The sequence below is a fragment of the Absicoccus intestinalis genome (genome assembly GCF_033971885.1).
GTDB classification, from domain to species: domain Bacteria; phylum Bacillota_I; class Bacilli_A; order Erysipelotrichales; family Erysipelotrichaceae; genus Absicoccus; species Absicoccus intestinalis.
In genome coordinates this window covers 21,815-40,292 of record NZ_JALBUS010000020.1, presented here as the reverse complement: position 1 = coordinate 40,292, position 18,478 = coordinate 21,815, and the positions used below count along the sequence as shown (strand labels likewise).

19 protein-coding genes are annotated in these 18,478 nt (G+C 36.3%); 16 read left to right on the top strand and 3 right to left on the bottom strand.

Features of this window, described 5'->3' with window-relative positions; all coding sequences use genetic code 11:
* Nucleotides 1-612 precede the first annotated feature (612 nt).
* The 9 genes from MOZ64_RS10305 (at nt 613) to MOZ64_RS10265 (ending at nt 9,412) form a co-directional block, all read left to right on the top strand.
* Entirely contained in the window at nt 613-1,593 is a 981-nt protein-coding gene (locus tag MOZ64_RS10305; protein ID WP_320326470.1) for an FHA domain-containing protein, read from the top strand.
* The gene (locus MOZ64_RS10300) at nt 1,565-2,848 is read left to right on the top strand and encodes a protein kinase domain-containing protein (RefSeq protein ID WP_320326469.1); all 1,284 of its coding nucleotides are present in this window, start codon (nt 1,565-1,567) and stop codon (nt 2,846-2,848) included. Before MOZ64_RS10305 ends, MOZ64_RS10300 begins: the two co-directional genes overlap by 29 nt.
* The gene (locus MOZ64_RS10295) at nt 2,845-4,095 is read left to right on the top strand and encodes a hypothetical protein (protein ID WP_320326468.1); all 1,251 of its coding nucleotides are present in this window, start codon (nt 2,845-2,847) and stop codon (nt 4,093-4,095) included. The genes MOZ64_RS10300 and MOZ64_RS10295 overlap by 4 nt, the downstream gene beginning before the upstream one ends.
* A 49-nt stretch (nt 4,096-4,144) precedes the next feature.
* The gene (locus MOZ64_RS10290; protein WP_320326467.1) at nt 4,145-7,354 is read left to right on the top strand and encodes an FHA domain-containing protein; all 3,210 of its coding nucleotides are present in this window, start codon (nt 4,145-4,147) and stop codon (nt 7,352-7,354) included.
* A complete protein-coding gene (locus MOZ64_RS10285) occupies nt 7,347-7,580 on the top strand; it encodes a hypothetical protein (protein WP_320326466.1) in 234 nt (77 codons plus the stop codon). The genes MOZ64_RS10290 and MOZ64_RS10285 overlap by 8 nt, the downstream gene beginning before the upstream one ends.
* A gap of 11 nt (nt 7,581-7,591) precedes the next feature.
* Nucleotides 7,592-7,885 carry a WXG100 family type VII secretion target gene (locus MOZ64_RS10280; protein WP_320326465.1) on the top strand — a complete coding sequence of 98 codons (294 nt, stop codon included), beginning with the start codon at nt 7,592-7,594 and terminating at the stop codon, nt 7,883-7,885.
* A gap of 3 nt (nt 7,886-7,888) precedes the next feature.
* Nucleotides 7,889-8,176 (top strand): WXG100 family type VII secretion target, encoded by a 288-nt coding sequence (locus MOZ64_RS10275; protein ID WP_320326464.1) that lies wholly within the window; start codon nt 7,889-7,891, stop codon nt 8,174-8,176.
* 153 nt (nt 8,177-8,329) lie between these two features.
* Nucleotides 8,330-9,127 (top strand): hypothetical protein, encoded by a 798-nt coding sequence (locus MOZ64_RS10270; protein WP_320326463.1) that lies wholly within the window; start codon nt 8,330-8,332, stop codon nt 9,125-9,127.
* A gap of 12 nt (nt 9,128-9,139) precedes the next feature.
* Nucleotides 9,140-9,412 (top strand): DUF4176 domain-containing protein, encoded by a 273-nt coding sequence (locus MOZ64_RS10265; protein WP_320326462.1) that lies wholly within the window; start codon nt 9,140-9,142, stop codon nt 9,410-9,412.
* A gap of 46 nt (nt 9,413-9,458) precedes the next feature.
* Here MOZ64_RS10265 and MOZ64_RS10260 read toward each other — a convergent pair whose 3' ends face one another.
* Both MOZ64_RS10260 and MOZ64_RS10255 read right to left on the bottom strand, forming a co-directional pair.
* Nucleotides 9,459-10,373, bottom strand: coding sequence for a hypothetical protein (locus MOZ64_RS10260; RefSeq protein ID WP_320326461.1), 915 nt, complete (start codon nt 10,371-10,373; stop codon nt 9,459-9,461).
* Nucleotides 10,366-11,400 (bottom strand): peptidylprolyl isomerase, encoded by a 1,035-nt coding sequence (locus MOZ64_RS10255; protein WP_320326460.1) that lies wholly within the window; start codon nt 11,398-11,400, stop codon nt 10,366-10,368. The genes MOZ64_RS10260 and MOZ64_RS10255 overlap by 8 nt, the downstream gene beginning before the upstream one ends.
* A gap of 124 nt (nt 11,401-11,524) precedes the next feature.
* On the opposite strand from MOZ64_RS10255, the gene sufC reads away from it, so the two are divergent.
* The 7 genes from sufC to MOZ64_RS10220 are packed head-to-tail and all read left to right on the top strand — an operon-like array spanning nt 11,525 to nt 17,927.
* On the top strand, nt 11,525-12,340 hold the full coding sequence (sufC, locus tag MOZ64_RS10250) for a Fe-S cluster assembly ATPase SufC (protein ID WP_320326459.1): 816 nt from the start codon (nt 11,525-11,527) through the stop codon (nt 12,338-12,340).
* A gap of 3 nt (nt 12,341-12,343) precedes the next feature.
* Nucleotides 12,344-13,141: a SufD family Fe-S cluster assembly protein gene (locus tag MOZ64_RS10245; protein ID WP_320326458.1), complete on the top strand. Its 798-nt coding sequence runs from the start codon at nt 12,344-12,346 to the stop codon at nt 13,139-13,141.
* On the top strand, nt 13,128-14,363 hold the full coding sequence (locus tag MOZ64_RS10240; protein WP_320326457.1) for an aminotransferase class V-fold PLP-dependent enzyme: 1,236 nt from the start codon (nt 13,128-13,130) through the stop codon (nt 14,361-14,363). The genes MOZ64_RS10245 and MOZ64_RS10240 overlap by 14 nt, the downstream gene beginning before the upstream one ends.
* Nucleotides 14,364-14,375: 12 nt before the next feature.
* The gene (sufU, locus tag MOZ64_RS10235; RefSeq protein WP_320326456.1) at nt 14,376-14,810 is read left to right on the top strand and encodes a Fe-S cluster assembly sulfur transfer protein SufU; all 435 of its coding nucleotides are present in this window, start codon (nt 14,376-14,378) and stop codon (nt 14,808-14,810) included.
* Nucleotides 14,810-16,213 carry a Fe-S cluster assembly protein SufB gene (gene sufB, locus MOZ64_RS10230; RefSeq protein WP_320326455.1) on the top strand — a complete coding sequence of 468 codons (1,404 nt, stop codon included), beginning with the start codon at nt 14,810-14,812 and terminating at the stop codon, nt 16,211-16,213. The genes sufU and sufB overlap by 1 nt, the downstream gene beginning before the upstream one ends.
* A gap of 41 nt (nt 16,214-16,254) precedes the next feature.
* Complete coding sequence (locus tag MOZ64_RS10225) at nt 16,255-16,881, top strand: GDSL-type esterase/lipase family protein (RefSeq protein WP_320326454.1); 627 nt, start codon at nt 16,255-16,257, stop codon at nt 16,879-16,881.
* Nucleotides 16,878-17,927 (top strand): hypothetical protein, encoded by a 1,050-nt coding sequence (locus MOZ64_RS10220; protein ID WP_320326453.1) that lies wholly within the window; start codon nt 16,878-16,880, stop codon nt 17,925-17,927. Before MOZ64_RS10225 ends, MOZ64_RS10220 begins: the two co-directional genes overlap by 4 nt.
* Here MOZ64_RS10220 and MOZ64_RS10215 read toward each other — a convergent pair.
* Nucleotides 17,924-18,469, bottom strand: a complete 546-nt coding sequence (locus MOZ64_RS10215) for an HD domain-containing protein (RefSeq protein ID WP_320326452.1) — start codon at nt 18,467-18,469, stop codon at nt 17,924-17,926. The genes MOZ64_RS10220 and MOZ64_RS10215 overlap by 4 nt on opposite strands.
* Nucleotides 18,470-18,478: the final 9 nt, after the last annotated feature.

The window sequence follows — 18,478 nt, the reverse complement described above, 5'->3', positions numbered from 1 at the left end:
GGGAAAAGATTGAGAAGAGCAAAGCAACAGGAACAAGCACAACAATAAAAACAAGGCCAAATCGAATTGACCTTGCTTGGTAGTTATTTTGGATATTTTCGCTGTCTACTTGACAGGGGTCATATCAAGCGCTAGGCTCCATTTTCTATTTACGACCAATAGAATAGGTAATGCATGGAGCCATTCGTAGATTGTGATTCCAAAACAAACAATAAATAACCAAACATGTAGATCGTTGATCCAAAAAGGGTAGGAAGGAAAGTAGGGGATGAATACACACATAAGCATGCCAAAACACGAAAGGACATGTCTTTTTTTATGATAAGCAATATCATAGGCATCCCAAATAGTCATTGCATACCATAAGAAACCATATAAAGTACTGCATGCCCATAAGAAAACATAGAATCGCAAATGCAAAGTATTCGCTATATAGGTGAAATTATCATACCAAATGTTGATCAGGATAAGACTGAAAAAATTAAGTAGCGGATTGATCAAAAAGGTGTGGATCGTATTCCATTTTTTTTGCATACAAATATTTTAGAATAATTTGGTTCTATTGTCGATTCCACCCGTATAAGTATATAGAAAACACATAAGAGGGTGAAGATGATGAAAGATTGGATCGATATCGTATATTCATCTCCACAGATGATGAAGCTCAAACTAAAAGATCAAACGTGGCTAGATATGGGTGTTTTTCATAAAATGGAGGTGGATCAAAATTGTATTACAGGTTTGTGGGAAGCTGAGTCGCAAATCATCACATATAGAATGGATGATTTTCTTCGCTTAGACGATGTTTTTGCACAACATGTTTTTGAAGAACAAGAAGGCTACATATTCTTACATCATTTATTCGAAGATATGATCAATGCGAATCGGAATAAACCAGTGATCATGGAACCTGATTTTGTGTTTGTTAGTCCATATGGAGATGCGTTTCGATATATCGTTGCGCCGGTAGGTGTTGAACAATGGATGCAACAAAAAGATATTTGTAATGTATGGATTCCGTATTTATGCGAACATTTGCAGACCACAACGTCTTTTGAAATTATTGGGTTCTTAATGAAATTTTCACAAAGCAAGGAAATGTCCCTAACAAATTTAGTGATGGGACTTGATGCGATTCGTCATAAGTATTATCCAACACGCTTTTTTCGAAGAAAAAAACATCAAATATTTAAAGTAGCAGAGCCCATGCATATCTTGTATACCGCAAAGAAAGAACCAGAAGTCACTCTTGATTTGATGGATAACCAAACGCATATTCTCGGGCAACCGAACCATCCGATGGCTTATCTTTCTATGAATGATCAACGATATGATTTACTTCATGAAGTGAATTTGGTTGGTCGCTCTATGGCATGTGATATTCGTCTAACCGACGTAGAAGTATCCATGAAACATGCAAAAATCTTACGTCAAAATGATCGATTTTATATCATGGATCTCAAATCAAGTAATGGGACTTTTCTGAACGATAAAAGAGTACAACGAAAAATGCGCCTAAAAGATGGCATGATCCTACGTTTTGCGAGTCAAGTAGGTGTGTTCCATGAAGTATCGATGGATTCGTCTGTTTAAACAGACCGAAACTTCATGGGTGGTTTTGGTTGAAGATATGCGAACGGGAAAAAAATATGTGGAAAAAGGTGTTCTAAAAAGTGCAAATCCCATTTTGATTCATCAATGGCGAAAAGAAGTTGATGTACTAACGCATTGGCAAGATCCATATATTCCAGAGCTGGTCGATGTAAAAGAAAATGATCGGGCATTCACACTGATAGAAACATACATTCAGGCAGAAACACTCGATGTGTGGATATCAAAACATCCATTTAGGAAAATACGGGATCGGCAACGATTTATTTGTCAAATGATGCATTGGATGGAATCTCTTCATCAACTTGGATATGTTTATGTGGATCTTAAACCACAAAATCTTTTAGTGGATCGATCTCATATTTATTTGATTGATTTTAATTCATGTATTGAAATAGGGGATCAAACCATATTGTCTGCATCTGCATTTAATCAAGATGTTCGATGGAATCATTTCGCAAAGAAAACGGAAAATATCGATCGAATGGGATTGAAAAAGATGATTTGTTTTCTCTATCCAATGGGTTGTTTGTTGCCTGCCTCAAAAGCTTTCTTTTTATGGACGCTTCGTTTGAAAAGATTTGTAGTTGCACTTTTTTTGATTAGTCTGTCTGTCTTCTTTGTAGCTACTTCTTTTCATTCGAAATCCAATACCATCGATATCTACTTATCTTCTGGATCAAGTCAAGATTTTATAGCCGCTTACAAAGCACAAGACCATCCAAATTTATACATATGGATAGAAAATGGATGGATTTCAAAAGATGTCTATAAAGAGCCCAAAACGGCTAAATTTTTGATTTATCAAGCCATCCAAACCAAAAATCATTCCATTTGTGAATATATTTATCAACAGATTCCCTTTTCTACAAAACAACAGATTCCTGATGAAGTGGCTGATCTACTTGAATGGGTGGAAATGAGGCCATCACAAAATTGGATCGATCATTATGTAGATCATCTATCTCAGAAACCATCCGTATCTAAGATGGATACGTTTGTTCTTTATTGCTTAAAACATCGTATCATGGTATCTCCAAAAGCCTGGAAACAAATGTATCAATGGCCAAACCGTATTTTTATTTCGGATTCTTTTGCGAATCATTTTCTTGAATATTGTTTATTTTTACGCTCTCAAAAAAGAGCAATCAATCAAATCCCATCTACATTAGTACATTTTTTTGAACAAGATAGACATGATAGTGAATTCTATCAATTATGGAGGCAAATAAAATGAATGCAGTTTGGATGCCCATGTTCATGTTGGCAAACCCAATGGTGCAAGTCGATTTCGTTCCAATGCATCAAAATACAGTCGAGATTGCACCCATCGAGCAAGAATCCGAAAAAGAAAATGTGGTACAGATTACGGAAACGATAGACAGAAGCAAAGAAGAAAAACATTGTAGATTTTCAGTGGAAAATAATGGGTATACTTTAGACCCAACAATCAACATACATTGTACCGGTCTTGCATTCGATCAATCATCATTGGTCGTGGAACATAATAAACAAACAGAAATTGTACAAGCCCAAGCAGATATGACGTATTTATGTAAAGAGGTTGGTACATATTTTGCATACTTACAAACGCAGGAAATAAAAAGTGATGTCCACTCATGGCATTATGTTGATCAAAAGTTACAGATGCAGATGGTGCAACAAAATGAGCAAGATCATGGAAACAGCATGGTGGAGGATACGAAAGGAACAGAAAACCTTCATTCTATGAATGAAGATGATCAGAAAATCGAGTTGCCCTTCCAAACGAATGGAACAATGGTTGAAAATTCAAATATTGAAAGGAACGATACCATAGAAAATAATATGATATCGGCTAATGTTGCGGTCGCTATTGATCAACAATCGGTTGCCGCAACGGAAACATCTCATTTTACGATTCCCCAAAGGGAAGAAAAACCAATGAATGATGATTGGAATCAAAAGGAGAAAACAGATTCCATTTCTTTGAAAGAAATGACTTCAAATATCGATGATTTTGGGAATGAGACCACTTTAAAAAAGTCGTTGGCAGAAGATGGAACGATAAAAACCAAACAATGGATCTTTGCGCAAACTTTGACACCCCATTTAGAAGTACAAGATCGAACGTGGATCATTGATGACCAGAAGCAAATTCATTTCGAGCAAAAGTCGCAACAAATTGAAACACCTTCCTGTAACATCGTCACCATGAATGATCGTAAAATTCGTATTGTATTCGACCCACCTGAAAAGGTAATTTGGATCAAGATCAATGGTAAAAAAATACATACACCAAAGAGTCATCTTGATCGTCTCCATCAATCGTACATGGAATTCAGAGTTTCAAAAAAGAAATGTGTTATTGAGGTTAAAGTAATCGATGAAAAACGTCATACAAGAAAAATAAAAAAAGTGATTGCTCCCGTTTTGAGAAAACGGGAAATTTCGAAACAAGAATTATGGTTAAAAACCTTGTGGATGAAATGGCTGCATGGATAAAATTGTCCTATTTTATGATGATCGATGTGAAATGATTTTTTTGGAGACAATGCAAGTATTTCGTGGGCTAGAGTTTGTGAAAACAAAAGGAAAGGTTTATGTTGATCATCAATGTTTAAAAAAGAATCAGAGTTTGATCATTGGTGTATATCGCATTCTCTGGATCAAAGAGGATTGGCATATGGTCTCCATTGCTCCACTCTTTTCCTTTGGTCGCGAACTTGGATTGTCCGCTCATGTTTCTTTTCATCATTTTCGTATCAAAGATAAACATTTGATAGATCTGTCCAGTACGAATGGCACATATGTAAATGGACAGAAAGTAAAAGAAAAAATAATACAGGATGGGGATTGGATCCAGGTGGCTGAATATTGCATGTATGTATTTGGTTCAATTCTTTTGATCAATACGCGAATAAAGAAAGCAATACAACATTGTGTATATCAACCCATAGAAAAAGTCGAATCTTGGAAGATACAGGATGAAGAATATACTTTTTCACCCACACATATTTCGATGTCTATTCAAGTGCCACATTGTATGCAGCCACCCATGAAACCAAAACGAATCCAAATGTTCGTACCGTCCCTATCCATTTTATTGTCTGGCGGCTTGTTAAGTTTGGGATATTATCTATTTCAACCGGAACAAAAGCATCAAATATCAACGATGCTTCTAACAAATTTATCGATGTTTATCGCATTCTTATTTTGTGGCACATTGAATTATCGTTCGCAATGGAAGCAGAGCCAAAAGGAATATATTGAAAATGATCAAAAGTATTTGTCTTATCTTGCGACAATGAAAAGTAAAGTACAACAAGCTTTACAAGATCTGGAACGCCAAGAGAAAAAATATATGCAAATATGTACATGTAAAAAAGAAACCTATGGCATTCGTCATCCGCTGTATGTAGGAGAAAATTTACAATCATGGATCTCATTTAATTATCCAGAACCGGCTTATGATCAAGCGAATCATCATTTATACCAAACCTTGCAAGCACACATAGAGGAATGTTCACAAAACATATATCGTCATGTTTTTCTTAAAAAAGGGCAAACCATATGGATCGTTGCTGATGATCCTTTGATTGGTTCCTATTTGTTTGCTCAATGGATTTGGCAACATCCATCTCAAGATGAAAAATGGATCTGGGTGGATCCGAATATGAAAAAAGAAGATCGTTGTTTTGGCTTTCCACATTGTCAATGGCATCATCAGTTATTATTGGCTTCTTCACAAAAAGAATTGCTGGACATTGTCTCGAAAGTAGAAGCGAATCATCTTTGGATCTTTTCAACCATTCCACTCCAAATCAAAAGAGAAGCAACACTTATTTTTTGTACCACACAGAAAATATCAATACCGATCGATTGGAAAATATCACATGTCTCACCAAAAAAAATTGATCTTCGTCCGATTGCTTGGGGCATGACGTGCACACAAAGTTTTTATAGGAGCATCAAAGGGGTATCGCATCAGTCCCATTGTTGTTTACGTATTCCTATAGGTTTGAACGATAATGGCAAAGAAATATGGATTGATTTAGATGAAAAGAAACAAGGCCCACATATTTTAGTAGCAGGAATGACTGGATCGGGCAAATCGGAGTGGATCTCTACGTTATTGATGCAATTAATCGTTAGAAACAGTCCAGAACAATTGCAGTATATTCTTATTGATTTCAAAGGAGGTGCTTTCGGACAAGCTTTTTATCAATTTGCACATTGTGCGGGTATGGTTACAAATCTTGAAGAAAATGCGGTACAACGATGGATTGAAAGCTTGCGTGCCGAAATGAAGCATCGTCAATGTGTATTGCGTGATTTTATCAAAGTACATCCACATCAAATTGCTCATATTGATGCATACAATCGAATCCATAAAAAATCCATGAGTCATGTACTGATCGTAATGGATGAATTTGCTCAGTTTAAAATGCGATATCCAGAAGCAATGAATGAAATCAAAGAGATTGCCCGTATTGGTCGTTCTCTTGGTATTCATTTGATTTTAGCGACACAAAAACCGATGGGGATCGTCGATGAGCAAATCGTATCCAACTTTCGTCTACGTATTTGTTTAAAAGTCAATAGTGAATCCGATAGTCGAGAAGTGTTGCAAAATACCCAAGCGGCCCATTTAAAAAAAGCAGGCGCTTTTATTGGTCTAGTGGATGATGTGTATATACAAGGACAAGGCTATTGGATCCATGAACAAAAAGTTGATGATCATTGGTTTGGCTATGAGGATAGTAAAAAAATCGCCCAATCGATTGGAAAAGATGAGACAACATTTCAATTTCTCACCGAACAGCTGTTGTCCAAATCACAAAAGCATCATTGGATCATCCAGCCAGATCTAAAAACACGATCTTTGTCAGATATGATGATCGATCTTCCATGGAAGCAGCAGCAAATCGTTTGGCATCCAAAACATGGAGAAAAAATCCTCTTGTACTATGAACAAGAAAAACAACGGGATGAATGGTTATTAACTATTTTGACAAAATTAGATGAAGAAGAAGGTATGATTCATTTACCATCATTAGAATCTTATGGCTCAAACGAAAAGGCATCTTTTTACTTTATTGATGTCTTTGATCATATGGATATCACCGAATATATGTCAAATTCAATGGGAATGATTCTTTGCATTCATTCGTATTGGATGGCATTAGATACATTCCGAAGACAATGGGACCATATAATTTGTCTATCCTGGCAAAATCTTGATATGGTTCGTAGTGTATTTCATACGTTTCAAATACCTAAGGCAGATCAAGGATTGATATGGATGAATGATCGCTTGGCACAATTCTATTATGGGAAGGCAATACCGATGATCAAAAGTAAATCAGGTAGAAAGCAAACCTCCTTGCGAGTCGGACGGACCATCCGTATGCAAAAACAAATTGACTGGCAACATCATCATCCTTTGCTCATTCTATATGTACAGCAATCTTGTTTTGAATGGATCCAACAACGTATTCAAAATTGGCTGTTGATTGATCCGCTTCTACAAATAAGTAATGATTTGAAGGTAGAAGCTGATATTTATATTTGCGGTGTATTGGAATCTATGTCTGTTCTTACGGATGCCCATTTTATCCAGAAGCAATATGATTTGGATCTAATGTGGGTTGGTTTGGGGTATCGCGAATACTCCTATTTGATTCATCGACTGTCACCAGACGAAGAGGGAGATGTCTATTTTTGGCAAGATCGATATGTATGGAGCTTTCAATATGAATGAATTATTGATTTATATTCGTGAATTTGATGGATCGAAATGGTTGATTTTTTATATCACGGATACATATGTATTATCGCAGTTTCTGGATGAAACACAGAAGTTTTGGAAACACCAAGTTTCGTATCAAAGATGTTTTTATTGCTTGGATACTCAACGTTTTATGGATATGCGTACAGACAGTAAAACGAACGGTATTCGATCGGGTGATCATCTTATTTTGATCTAGAAAGGAATAAAATGAAAATTAAAGTAGAAATTCAGGAAGTGTATCAAAGTGCCATGTTTTTAAAACAAAAAGCGGAAGCGTATGATCAAGCTATCATTCAAATGAATCAGATGATGCATCAAATGCAAAACGTTTGGCAAGGAAAAGATAATGAAGCATTTATAGCAAAAGTAGAAGCGTTTCAACCACAATTGAAACGTATGACATCGATCATTGAGCAATACAGTGCGTTTATTCGTTCCAGTGCGATGCAATATGAACAGTTACAGCAAGAACGAGCAATGGCTGCAGGAAGGTTGGCTTAAATTATGGCATATGTACAAATTTCTGCGGATGATGTATTGAATTATGCAAATCGACTAAAGACGAGTGAGAACCAGATTCAAACTCTATTTCAGGAGGTGGACGCAAAAATGAATGATTTGAATGGAGTCTGGACATCGCCTGCCTCTGCATCTTTGATAAGTCAATTTCAATCGTTACGTCCAGTCTTTCAATCGTATATTCAGGCGATTGATGCATATGTACAATATTTACAGCAAACGGCTGCATCCTATCAAGAAAATGAACAACAATTGGCGAGTCGTGTGCAATGAAATCGTTGTCGTATTATGAATCACTGATTCAAGAACTAATTGCATTGCAAAGGGAAGTCGCTAATGGTTTTTCAGATAATGAGAGAATGGCCATTCAAAATGCGATTGGACAAATAATAATTCTTGCAAAAAAACAATTAAATGAGTTGAAGAATGAAAATTGATACAAAAGTCTATCGCCATGTATCGAATCAATTAATAAAGTATTGTATTCCTTTATCTTTTACCCAAACAAATCTCTCGATTCGACATCAAGATATTGTGTCACGTCTTCAAAAGATCTCTTCTTTTTGTTCACAAAGTGCAAATTTGTATGAACAAAAAGAAGTATCCTTATCGAATCAACATATTCAAAAAGGCTATTTCACCTATTCAGGATCCATTCATCCACAGTTTGACAATATTTACAAAAAGGCAGGAAAGACGATCAGTGCTTCTGGTCAAATTCGATATGCAGCCAGTCAATATGCATATACCAAGAGCAATGCATATGGATATATAAACTTAGATGCAGATATTGGTCAATGGAAAGCAGATGGAACGATCAATTTTCATATGTGGAAAAACAAGATCATTGATCCAAGTGTGTATCTTTATGGATCAACAAGTTTAAGTCTTTTCAGTGGAAAGGTTTCTGCTCGCATTGGCAATTCAATGATTCATGGTGATGTTTCTGCGTCGGGACAAGTAGGTGTGGTATATGCGAAAGCTAAAGCTGTTTTTAATGCAAGAGAGCAAACGTTGGAAATGGATGTGGGTGCCGCTGCCTTACAAGGCGAAGTAAGATCTTCATTTCATTTTTTTGACGCAAAGATAACACTGACCGGCTCCGGATCGATTGGGAGTGCACAAGCCAATTTCAGTTATCATCATAAAACAAGAGAATGGGAATTTGGGTCTAAACTTGGCTTTATTTGTGGTCTGGGATTTAAAGTGAAGGTAGAATATTAAAAGGAGGTTTGGATGAAAGAGTTATTGCCTTTGGGAACTGTTATTACCTTAAAACAAGGGAAAAAACGTTTGATGATCGTTGGCCGTTTACAAAATCAAGTGGGTACAGAAAAAATCTATGATTATGCGGCGGTTCTATGGCCGGAAGGTGTTTTGGATTCAACGCATTTCTATCTTTTTAACGATGAAGATATCCAAACTCTATATTTCATTGGATTGCAAGATACAGAGGAATTCAATTATCGATATGTGCTTGAAGAACAACAAAAAAATAATGGTAAGTAAACAACCATAAAAAACACATCTGACTTTTCATGTCAGATGTGCTCATTTACGAATTGGACGAACTATTACTGCTTTTCGCAAGTTCTGGATGATTCACTAGATATTCCGGATTATTTGAACGTAGATAATCGAATATGTCTTGATCATGTACTTCGAAATTGTATTTCTTTAAATAATATTGCATACATGCCGAACTTAGATCAGAATCCGATGACAAACTGTCTTTTAATTTTGAAACAAGTTTGTCATATGAATTTGTTTGTAAGATGGCTACATAAGCTATATTGGAACTATCATCGTCACTTGTAAATACTTCATCAACAAGACCCGTATTGGATTGATTGTACAAGGTCTTCACTAATCGAGTGGGCACACCACTTGTTTTTGTTGTGATCAAGGTAGCACTATCCGAAAAGTTCGAATCCGAACTTTGATATTTAGAGATAACATCTTTTTGAGTTGTCCCTTTTTTTAATTCGGCTAAAGCTTGTTTTGCTTTCTTTTCACTATCGCATTCAATGATGATGGCCATGGAAGGTTTATATTTTTTCTTAATGGCTTTTTTATTGTCTTGGAAATATTTATCCAATAGCTTGTCTGCTTGAATCGTAGGCAATAGTACTTTGTTGATGTAAGTCTTTTTTGTATATCCTTGTGCTTTTATTTGGCTTTCAAAACTATCGGAAGCTGATTTATATTCTTCATATTGTTTTTCTGCTTCTTCTTTCATCGCTTTGGTTTTACCCACTTCTTTATTATAAATAATACTTTGAATATGAGTGATACCATCCGATGTACCACTCGTATTTTTTAATAACGTGTAGACATCATTTTTTGTATAGGATGTATCGCCAACTGTCATAAGTGTGGAATCACCATTGGAAACCGAAGTATTATGACCAGAACATCCAGTAAGCATCAATGCACATAAACTTAAGGATAGGATACGCTTTTTATTCATTGGAAGCATCTCCTTTCAATTGCTCATTGATATAAGCATTTAGTTTCTTCTTCGTATTTTTATCTTTGATCGTGATTTTTAATTTTTTTGCATTGGTTTGAACAATTTTTGTGGATAATCCAGTATTGTTATTTAAAATGGCATTCAATAATTGACGTTTTATCGTTGTATTCTTGCTTTTATGGATCGTATTGACATCCGTTTCATTGACATGAACTTTATATAAAGTGGTTGTTCCTGCATCACTATCTGTAACTGTGATCCAATCGGATGTTTCCCCCTTTTTTAATTTTAAAGCCGCTTCAATGACACTAGAATCTAAAGAACTGCTACTACTGCTGTCTTTATCGTCTTCATCGATATAGCCATAAACTCCTTTATCGCTAGCCGTTGTATCTTCTGAGTAAGCCGTTGCGGTTTTCGCAAAGCTTTGTTTTTGCAAAGCACTATCAATATTATCTTTTTTCTTTTGTTCATCCGATGTTAAGTTGCTTGCATCCGATACCGACATGGTAATGATAGAGATGGTACGTGGATTTTTTGCGACAACAGCCTTAGATAAGCTTGCAAAATGGTCATTGACATAGTCTTCATTCATCTTTGCTTCTTTTACGCTTTCTAAACAGTATTTATTTAAATCATCATAACTAGAATATCCATATGCATATAATTCTTGTTCAATGACTTGTTCATAATTATTTGAATCTTGCTGTTTGGCATAGCTGACAATATTGTCTTGCAATGTTTTTGCATCATTTTTAATAGAGTCGGTCTCTTTCACGGTTTGAGAAACCACTGCATTCTTATATAAATTATAGAGAAGTTCCCCATCATCTTTGGAAAGATCCGAATATATTTCATCTGCTGTTACATTGCCACCTGTTACGCTCATGACGACATCAGAATTACCGTCTTTCATCGATGAAACATTATATTTATTGCTGTCATAGATAAAATAGGAAACAAAACCAATGATCACAATGGCAATGACAACGACAAACCAATTGTCTCTAAGAAATTGACCCATATGTCATAACCTCCTTGAAAGTCTTTTCAATTATACGGGAAATAGGTTTAAATTGCAATGTGCGTAATAATTGAGATTTATAGGGAACTTTGGTATGATAAGCCAGTGAAAAGAGGAAAGAATAATGGCAGAATTAGCAATTCATGATCTTCATGTATCCGTTGAAGAAAAAGAAATTTTAAAAGGATTAGATCTTACCATTCAAAGTGGTGAACGCCATGCGTTAATGGGGCCCAATGGAAATGGAAAAAGTACATTGTTGGCTGCCATCATGGGAAACCCTAAATATACAGTTACTCAAGGAACAATTACCTTAGATGGAAAGGATATTTTATCGATGCCTGTTGATCAAAGGAGTAAAGCAGGATTGTTCTTAGGCATGCAATATCCACCAGAAATCTCAGGGGTGACAAATTCTGATTTTCTGCGTAGTGCCATCAATGCACGGCGCGAAAAACCAATTGGTTTATTCCAATTTATCAAACAAATGGAAGGTGCAATTAACACGCTTCAAATGAAACCAGATCTAGCTCATCGATTTGTGAATGATGGTTTCTCTGGTGGTGAAAAGAAACGAAATGAAATTGTTCAAATGACAATGTTGAAACCAACGATTGCGATGTTGGATGAAATTGATTCCGGTTTGGATGTCGACGCATTGCGAATTGTTGCCGATGCGGTCATGAAATCACAAGATGAATGTGATTCTGGTTTGATCATTGTTTCTCACTATGCAAGATTTTTAGAATATCTACAACCTACACATGCTCATATCTTGATTGATGGTCAAATCGTGGCCAGTGGTGATGCCACATTGGTTGAAAAAGTCGATAAAGAAGGATATGAGTGGATTGAAGAAAAAGTGGGTGTTCAAGCAAGGAAAGAAGAAAAGAAACAACCAGTATCCCTAGGTGCATGTGCCGTTAAGCAAGGGGTGTAAAATATGGAAACCGTATTAAAAGATAGCTTTTATGAAACGATCTCCATTCATCAGAACCAAGAACATATTGTTTCTGTTCAACCACATAGTAAGGGAACATTGCTTGTAACTATCGCTTCCGATGCACGTGCGTATGCACTCCAAATGAACGTTCAAGCAAGTGCAAACATAAAAGTTTTTATTTATAATCAAGCACGATCAGCTTTCGATTTAAATATCAAAGTCAACATGTATCAAGATGCCGTTTGTCAGATGGGATTTTTGGATATGGAAGATGCACCTGTTGATTGGCATCATTTCGTTGATCTAGTTGAACCGGGTGCGCGATACGAAATTTTATCAGGGCAATTGTGTATGTCCAATCAAGCAAAGATTTGTGATATGGAAGTGCGTCATGATGCACCCTATACGACGGGAGAAATCAAAAATTTTGCGGTTTTGTTGGAACATGGACATTATGAAATGGTGGCCAATGGCAATATCTTAAAAGGATGTAAAAAAGCACAATCTCATCAAGCTACTCGGGTTTTAACGTTGGGAAAAGATCATACAACAAAATGTATTCCATTATTATTGATTGATGAAAATGATGTGAAAGCAAGTCACGCCTTAACGGTTGGTCAACCGGATGAAGACCAAATGTATTATTTAGGATCGCGGGGCTTAACCAAAAAACAATCTATTGGTTTGTTAAGTGTTGGTTATTTTTTGCCCGTCTTAGATTTAATTGAAGATAAAGATCTGAAACAACAGCTCCAACAAGAGATGGAAAGCAAGGTGGGACTTTATGGAAATCAATAAAATTCGTAAAGATTTTCCGATTCTTCAAAGAGAGATGTCAAATCACCCAATGATTTATCTGGATAATAGCGCTACCACATTAAAGCCTCAGCCCGTCATTGATGCTGTTGTACATTATTATACGTATTTAGGGGCCAATGCTCATCGTGGTGATTATGAGATGAGTGCCCAAGTTGATGCAGCTTTTGAAGGTGCTCGTGATACTGCACAAAAGTTTATCAATGCGAAATATCGTGAAGAAGTAGCTTTTACATCGGGTTCCAGTGAAGGGCTGAATGAAATTGCCTTGATGTTGGTTGATCAAGTTCTAAAAGACGGCGATGGTGTATTGACCGATCAAGCTGAACATGCCTCAAGTGTCTTGCCTTGGTTCAAGGCCAAGAAAGATTTAGATATAGAATATATTCCTTTGGATAATGAAGGCAAGATTACTATTGATAATTTTAAAAAGGCTTTGAAGCCGAATATTAAAGTTGTTTGTGTTGCCCAAATTTCCAATGTGTTGGGCTTTGAAGCGCCTATTAAAGAAATGACAAGATTGTGTCATGAAAATGGCACGATCATAATTGTGGATGGGGCACAGAGCGCACCTCATATGCGAATCGATGTGCAAGATCTGGATGTAGATTTCTTTGTCTTATCGGCACATAAATTATGTGGTCCAACCGGTATAGGCATCATGTATGGCAAGAAAAAATATTTTGATGTGTTGGAACCTGTATTTTATGGTGGCGAATCCAATGCTCGTTTCTATAAAGATGGAACGGTGACTTTAAAGAAATCACCATTGAAATTTGAAAGTGGGACTCAACCCATTGAAGGAGCCATTGGAATGGCGGCGGCTATGAAGTATGTTTCAGGTATTGGATTTGATGATATTCATGCACATGAAGTTGCGTTAAAGAAACATTTTTTGGAAAAATTAGCGGATTGTGATCGTGTAAAGATCTACAATGCCCATGCGCAAACGGGGATTGTCACTTTTAATGTATATGATCATGGCAAGATGATACCAGCTCAAGATGTGGCAAGTTTTTTAAATACACGTGGTATAGCTGTGCGCTCAGGTACGCATTGTGCAAAGCTATTACCAGAAGTGATCAATGCTTTCGGAACAGTACGAGCGAGTTTCTATTTCTACAATACGATCGAAGAAGTGGATGCATTGGTTGAAGGTTTGAAAGAAGCTACCTTAGAAAAATGTATCAATATTTTCTTTTAAGGAGGACAGAACATGGAAATCGATCCGACTTTAATGCGTGAGATCATCATGGATCATTATGAGTATCCACGTAATCATGAACTAACCAATGATGGAAAATATCTATCAAAACATATGGATAGTGAATCTTGTATTGATGATATTACTGTACAAGCAGATATCGAAAACAACGTGATCAAAGATGTCCGCTTCGATGGTGTTGCTTGTACAATTTCTACAGCATCTACATCGATCATGACAGAACTTGTCAAAGGTAAAACCATTGATCAAGCTAAAGAAATCATCGACAATTATTTTGCGATGATCGATGATCGACCATATGATAGCGATATGATGGAAGAAGCCATTGCGTTTAAAAATGTTGGTAAGCAAGCCAATCGAATTAATTGTGCCACAATTGGTTGGAAGGCATTGCGTGATATCATCACGGAAAGTGAGGAGAAGTAATGGCAGACGAAAAAGAGTTTAAATTATCAACCGATTATGAATATGGCTTTCATGATAAAGACGTTAGCGTCTTTAATACCGGTAAAGGTTTAAGTGAAGAAGTCGTTCGCACGATTTCAAAAGCGAAGAAGGAACCAGAATGGATGTTAGATATTCGTTTAAAGGCGTATCATTCGTTTGTTGAACAAGAAAATCCAAATTGGGGACCGGATCTAAGTCATATCAATTTTGATGATTATATTTATTATATTAAACCAAGTGATAAAGAAGAACACAATTGGGATGAAGTGCCAGAAACGATTCGAAATACGTTTAATAAATTAGGTATTCCAGAAGCGGAACAAAAATATTTGGCTGGTGTTTCTACGCAATATGAAAGCGAAGTTGTGTATCATAACATGCTAGAAGAAGTGCAAGAAAATGGGGTTATTTTCTTGGATACCGATACAGCCGTAAAAACATGTCCTGATCTTGTGAAGGAATATTTTGGTAAAGTTGTCCCTTATACGGATAATAAGTATGCGGCATTAAATACCGCGGTTTGGTCTGGTGGCGTATTTATCTATGTACCACCTGGAGTGCATCTTGAAAAACCGTTACAGTCTTATTTCCGAATCAATACGATGCAAATGGGTCAATTTGAAAGAACGCTGATTATTGTAGATGAAGGGGCGGATATCAATTATGTAGAAGGTTGTACAGCACCTGTCTATTCCAAAGATTCTTTGCATGCAGCTGTTGTCGAGATCTTTGTAAAAAAGAATGCGCATTGCCGTTATTCAACTGTTCAGAATTGGTCAAGCAACATTTTGAATTTAGTTACACAACGAGCCATCGTATCTGAAAATGGCCATATGGAATGGGTGGATGGAAATATTGGTTCCCATATCAATATGAAATATCCTTGTACCATTTTGGCTGAACCTTATGCGAAGGGAACCGCTATTTCTATCGCAGTGGGTTCTCAGGGACAAAAGCAAGATACCGGTAGCAAGATGATCCATTTGGCTCCGCATACGAAAGGTACGATGATCTCAAAATCGGTGGCTCGTAATGGCGGTGAAGTCAATTTCCGCGGTTGGGTGCGAATGAACAAGAAGGCGGCCTATTCCAAATGTAAAGTAGAATGTGATACATTGATCCTAGATGATCAGTCAAGAAGTGATACGGTTCCATTAAATATTTTGCAGAACGAAACTTCGCAAATAGAGCATGAAGCGACCGTTTCTAACGTAGATGAAGAACAACTTTTCTACTTGATGTCACGTGGATTGACGGAACAACAAGCAACAGAAATGATCGTAATGGGATTCTTGGAACCATTTACGCGTGAATTGCCAATGGAATATGCAGTTGAATTGAATCAATTGTTAAAGTTAGATATGTCCAATTCGATTGGATAATCAAAGTCCATCTTTGGGATGGACTTTTTTAAGGAGGTAAAATGCGCATTTTATTATATGGTGACAGCAATACATGGGGATATGATGCGATCCATGTTTCTCGATATGAGAATCGATATGGACAAATCCTTCAACACATGTTACCGAATGATACGATCATCGAAAGTGGACTCAATGGACGGACCATTGCCCTAGATGATCCATTCGAGCCAGGGCGAAATGGAGCGAAAAGTATTCGTTCTGTGATCAAGACGCATATGCCCATCGATCTGTTAGTGATCAATCTGGGAATCAATGATGCGAAACGTATTTATTCTACCAATGAATATTCCATAGAAAAAGGAATGCGAACCCTTTTGAATAAGGTTTTTCAACCTCGTCTACTAGAATGTGGCTATGCGATGCCAAAGATCCTGCTTGTTCAGCCTGCTCGTATGCATCCGGATTATATAAAAGATCATGAAAAAGATATTTGTTTTGGCAAAGAAGGCTATCAGATGATGGAACAAGCAGGTACTCATCTCAAAAAGGTGGCAAAGGAATATGGTATTTTCTATGTAGAAACACCGCATCTGATGGCTGGAGCCTATGATGGTATCCATATGAATGAAGAAGGCCATATATTATTAGCACAAATATTAAAAAGAAAGATTGAGGAATTACGATGACGGTTACAAGTAATGTACGATCCTTTTGGCAACATTTTAAAAAAGTAGAAGATCCGATCATTCAAAGTTTACAAGCAAAAGAATATCCACAATTACGTCACATCATTGAAGAATTAGATGATGAAGCTATGGAGAAATTTGGTGCTCATTTTTTTGTGGAAGATAGTAGTGAATATCTAGAATTAGTATTTGATCCCGGACCCAATAAAACGAGTCAATATCTCACTAGATATTGTGTAGAACAAGCTCCACAAGATATTCGTTCAAAATGGATATGTAATGATGTATTGCCGCCCATGTCGCAAAAAGCGATAGAAGCACAAGTCAAGATCAAAGATCAAGAATATTATTTAAATGATTTTTTTGTCTTTTATACAATCGATCCTAAAAATAAAATGATTGCTTGTGATGTGTATAATCCGAGTTATTCATTAATTGATAATACGGAACGAAAAAAAGAAATGAGCATGTACCTTGTGGAATTGGCGATTGGTCAGAATATATATGAAGCCTATCTTTCCAAAGTAGACTTTATTGATGCACCAGTTGATCAAAGAGATTTTTGTAACTTGATTGATTTTTATGAAAAAATTGATCAAATCGTAAAAAAAGAAAACTGGCCTACCTATGAACATCCGACCGATATTTATTCCGTGTATCAACCCATCAAAGAAATTGCTGATGATTCCTTACGAAAGGATATGAAATATATTTTCACGACACATCCTTTACTGATTGAAGAATCCATTTCGCAGCAACACGATGTGGTGGCAGATTTGAAAGCGAAAGATGGTGAATTTGGATATATTTATTATTTAAATCCATTTCTTTCGAAGGAAGATGCATTATTACGCCAAAATTTATCTAAACAATTGGATGAACAAATGACAAAAATTGGGGTTGCCAAAGTCATCGGTGGAGCTATTGGTAAAAGCTATGCTTATATAGATTGGATCGTTTATGATACGAAAGCGTTTAAAAAAGCCTTGCAAGATCTCCAGGGAAAATTAAGTGAAAATTTAACATTGCATTATCAGTCATTTTAGCTATGGATATCGTCACAAGCATCTAATAATCGTTGTTTGCGATTGTGATTCAGTTCCATTGTGGGATCCGTAAAAAAACGAGCTAAGATATCTGCATCTTTGATCAATTCACAATAAGGCGAATCATATTGTTCTTTATGGCTGTGTTGGGCAATGGCATAACAAATATCATCAATTTCATTTGTTTTGAACATTCCGGTTTCGGTCAGATATCGATTGGCCAAAATGCTACTCAAACGAGCATGTTCCTCATGGGAACAATTCTGGGTGAATTGAGCAAAGTCATGAAACAAAGCAATGATCTTGGCAATTTCAATATCTTGATTACGAGACATGGCCAATAAAGTTATGCATGTATCCACTTGCGCGGTATGGGTCAAAGCTTCTTGACGTAATGGCTCGTTATAAATTTTTGTATATTTTGTATAGACATAATCTTTTACTTGTTCATATCGTTGTAGCGATTTCATACGTTTATTATAGTTTTCAAAACAATGGATGTCAAAGATATGATAACGGTTACATGGACAAAGAAATGACATTGTAACTTG

Coding starts and splice junctions, on each gene's coding strand:
- MOZ64_RS10290 (WP_320326467.1), top strand. CDS start 4,145: ATGCAAGTATTTCGTGGGCTAGAGTTTGTGAAAACAAAAGGAAAGGTT.
- MOZ64_RS10245 (WP_320326458.1), top strand. CDS start 12,344: ATGGAAACCGTATTAAAAGATAGCTTTTATGAAACGATCTCCATTCAT.
- sufU (WP_320326456.1), top strand. CDS start 14,376: ATGGAAATCGATCCGACTTTAATGCGTGAGATCATCATGGATCATTAT.
- MOZ64_RS10240 (WP_320326457.1), top strand. CDS start 13,128: ATGGAAATCAATAAAATTCGTAAAGATTTTCCGATTCTTCAAAGAGAG.
- MOZ64_RS10295 (WP_320326468.1), top strand. CDS start 2,845: ATGAATGCAGTTTGGATGCCCATGTTCATGTTGGCAAACCCAATGGTG.
- sufC (WP_320326459.1), top strand. CDS start 11,525: ATGGCAGAATTAGCAATTCATGATCTTCATGTATCCGTTGAAGAAAAA.
- MOZ64_RS10275 (WP_320326464.1), top strand. CDS start 7,889: ATGGCATATGTACAAATTTCTGCGGATGATGTATTGAATTATGCAAAT.
- sufB (WP_320326455.1), top strand. CDS start 14,810: ATGGCAGACGAAAAAGAGTTTAAATTATCAACCGATTATGAATATGGC.
- MOZ64_RS10255 (WP_320326460.1), bottom strand. CDS start 11,400: ATGGGTCAATTTCTTAGAGACAATTGGTTTGTCGTTGTCATTGCCATT.
- MOZ64_RS10270 (WP_320326463.1), top strand. CDS start 8,330: ATGAAAATTGATACAAAAGTCTATCGCCATGTATCGAATCAATTAATA.
- MOZ64_RS10280 (WP_320326465.1), top strand. CDS start 7,592: ATGAAAATTAAAGTAGAAATTCAGGAAGTGTATCAAAGTGCCATGTTT.
- MOZ64_RS10265 (WP_320326462.1), top strand. CDS start 9,140: ATGAAAGAGTTATTGCCTTTGGGAACTGTTATTACCTTAAAACAAGGG.
- MOZ64_RS10285 (WP_320326466.1), top strand. CDS start 7,347: ATGAATGAATTATTGATTTATATTCGTGAATTTGATGGATCGAAATGG.
- MOZ64_RS10220 (WP_320326453.1), top strand. CDS start 16,878: ATGACGGTTACAAGTAATGTACGATCCTTTTGGCAACATTTTAAAAAA.
- MOZ64_RS10225 (WP_320326454.1), top strand. CDS start 16,255: ATGCGCATTTTATTATATGGTGACAGCAATACATGGGGATATGATGCG.
- MOZ64_RS10300 (WP_320326469.1), top strand. CDS start 1,565: ATGAAGTATCGATGGATTCGTCTGTTTAAACAGACCGAAACTTCATGG.
- MOZ64_RS10215 (WP_320326452.1), bottom strand. CDS start 18,469: ATGTCATTTCTTTGTCCATGTAACCGTTATCATATCTTTGACATCCAT.
- MOZ64_RS10260 (WP_320326461.1), bottom strand. CDS start 10,373: ATGAATAAAAAGCGTATCCTATCCTTAAGTTTATGTGCATTGATGCTT.
- MOZ64_RS10305 (WP_320326470.1), top strand. CDS start 613: ATGATGAAAGATTGGATCGATATCGTATATTCATCTCCACAGATGATG.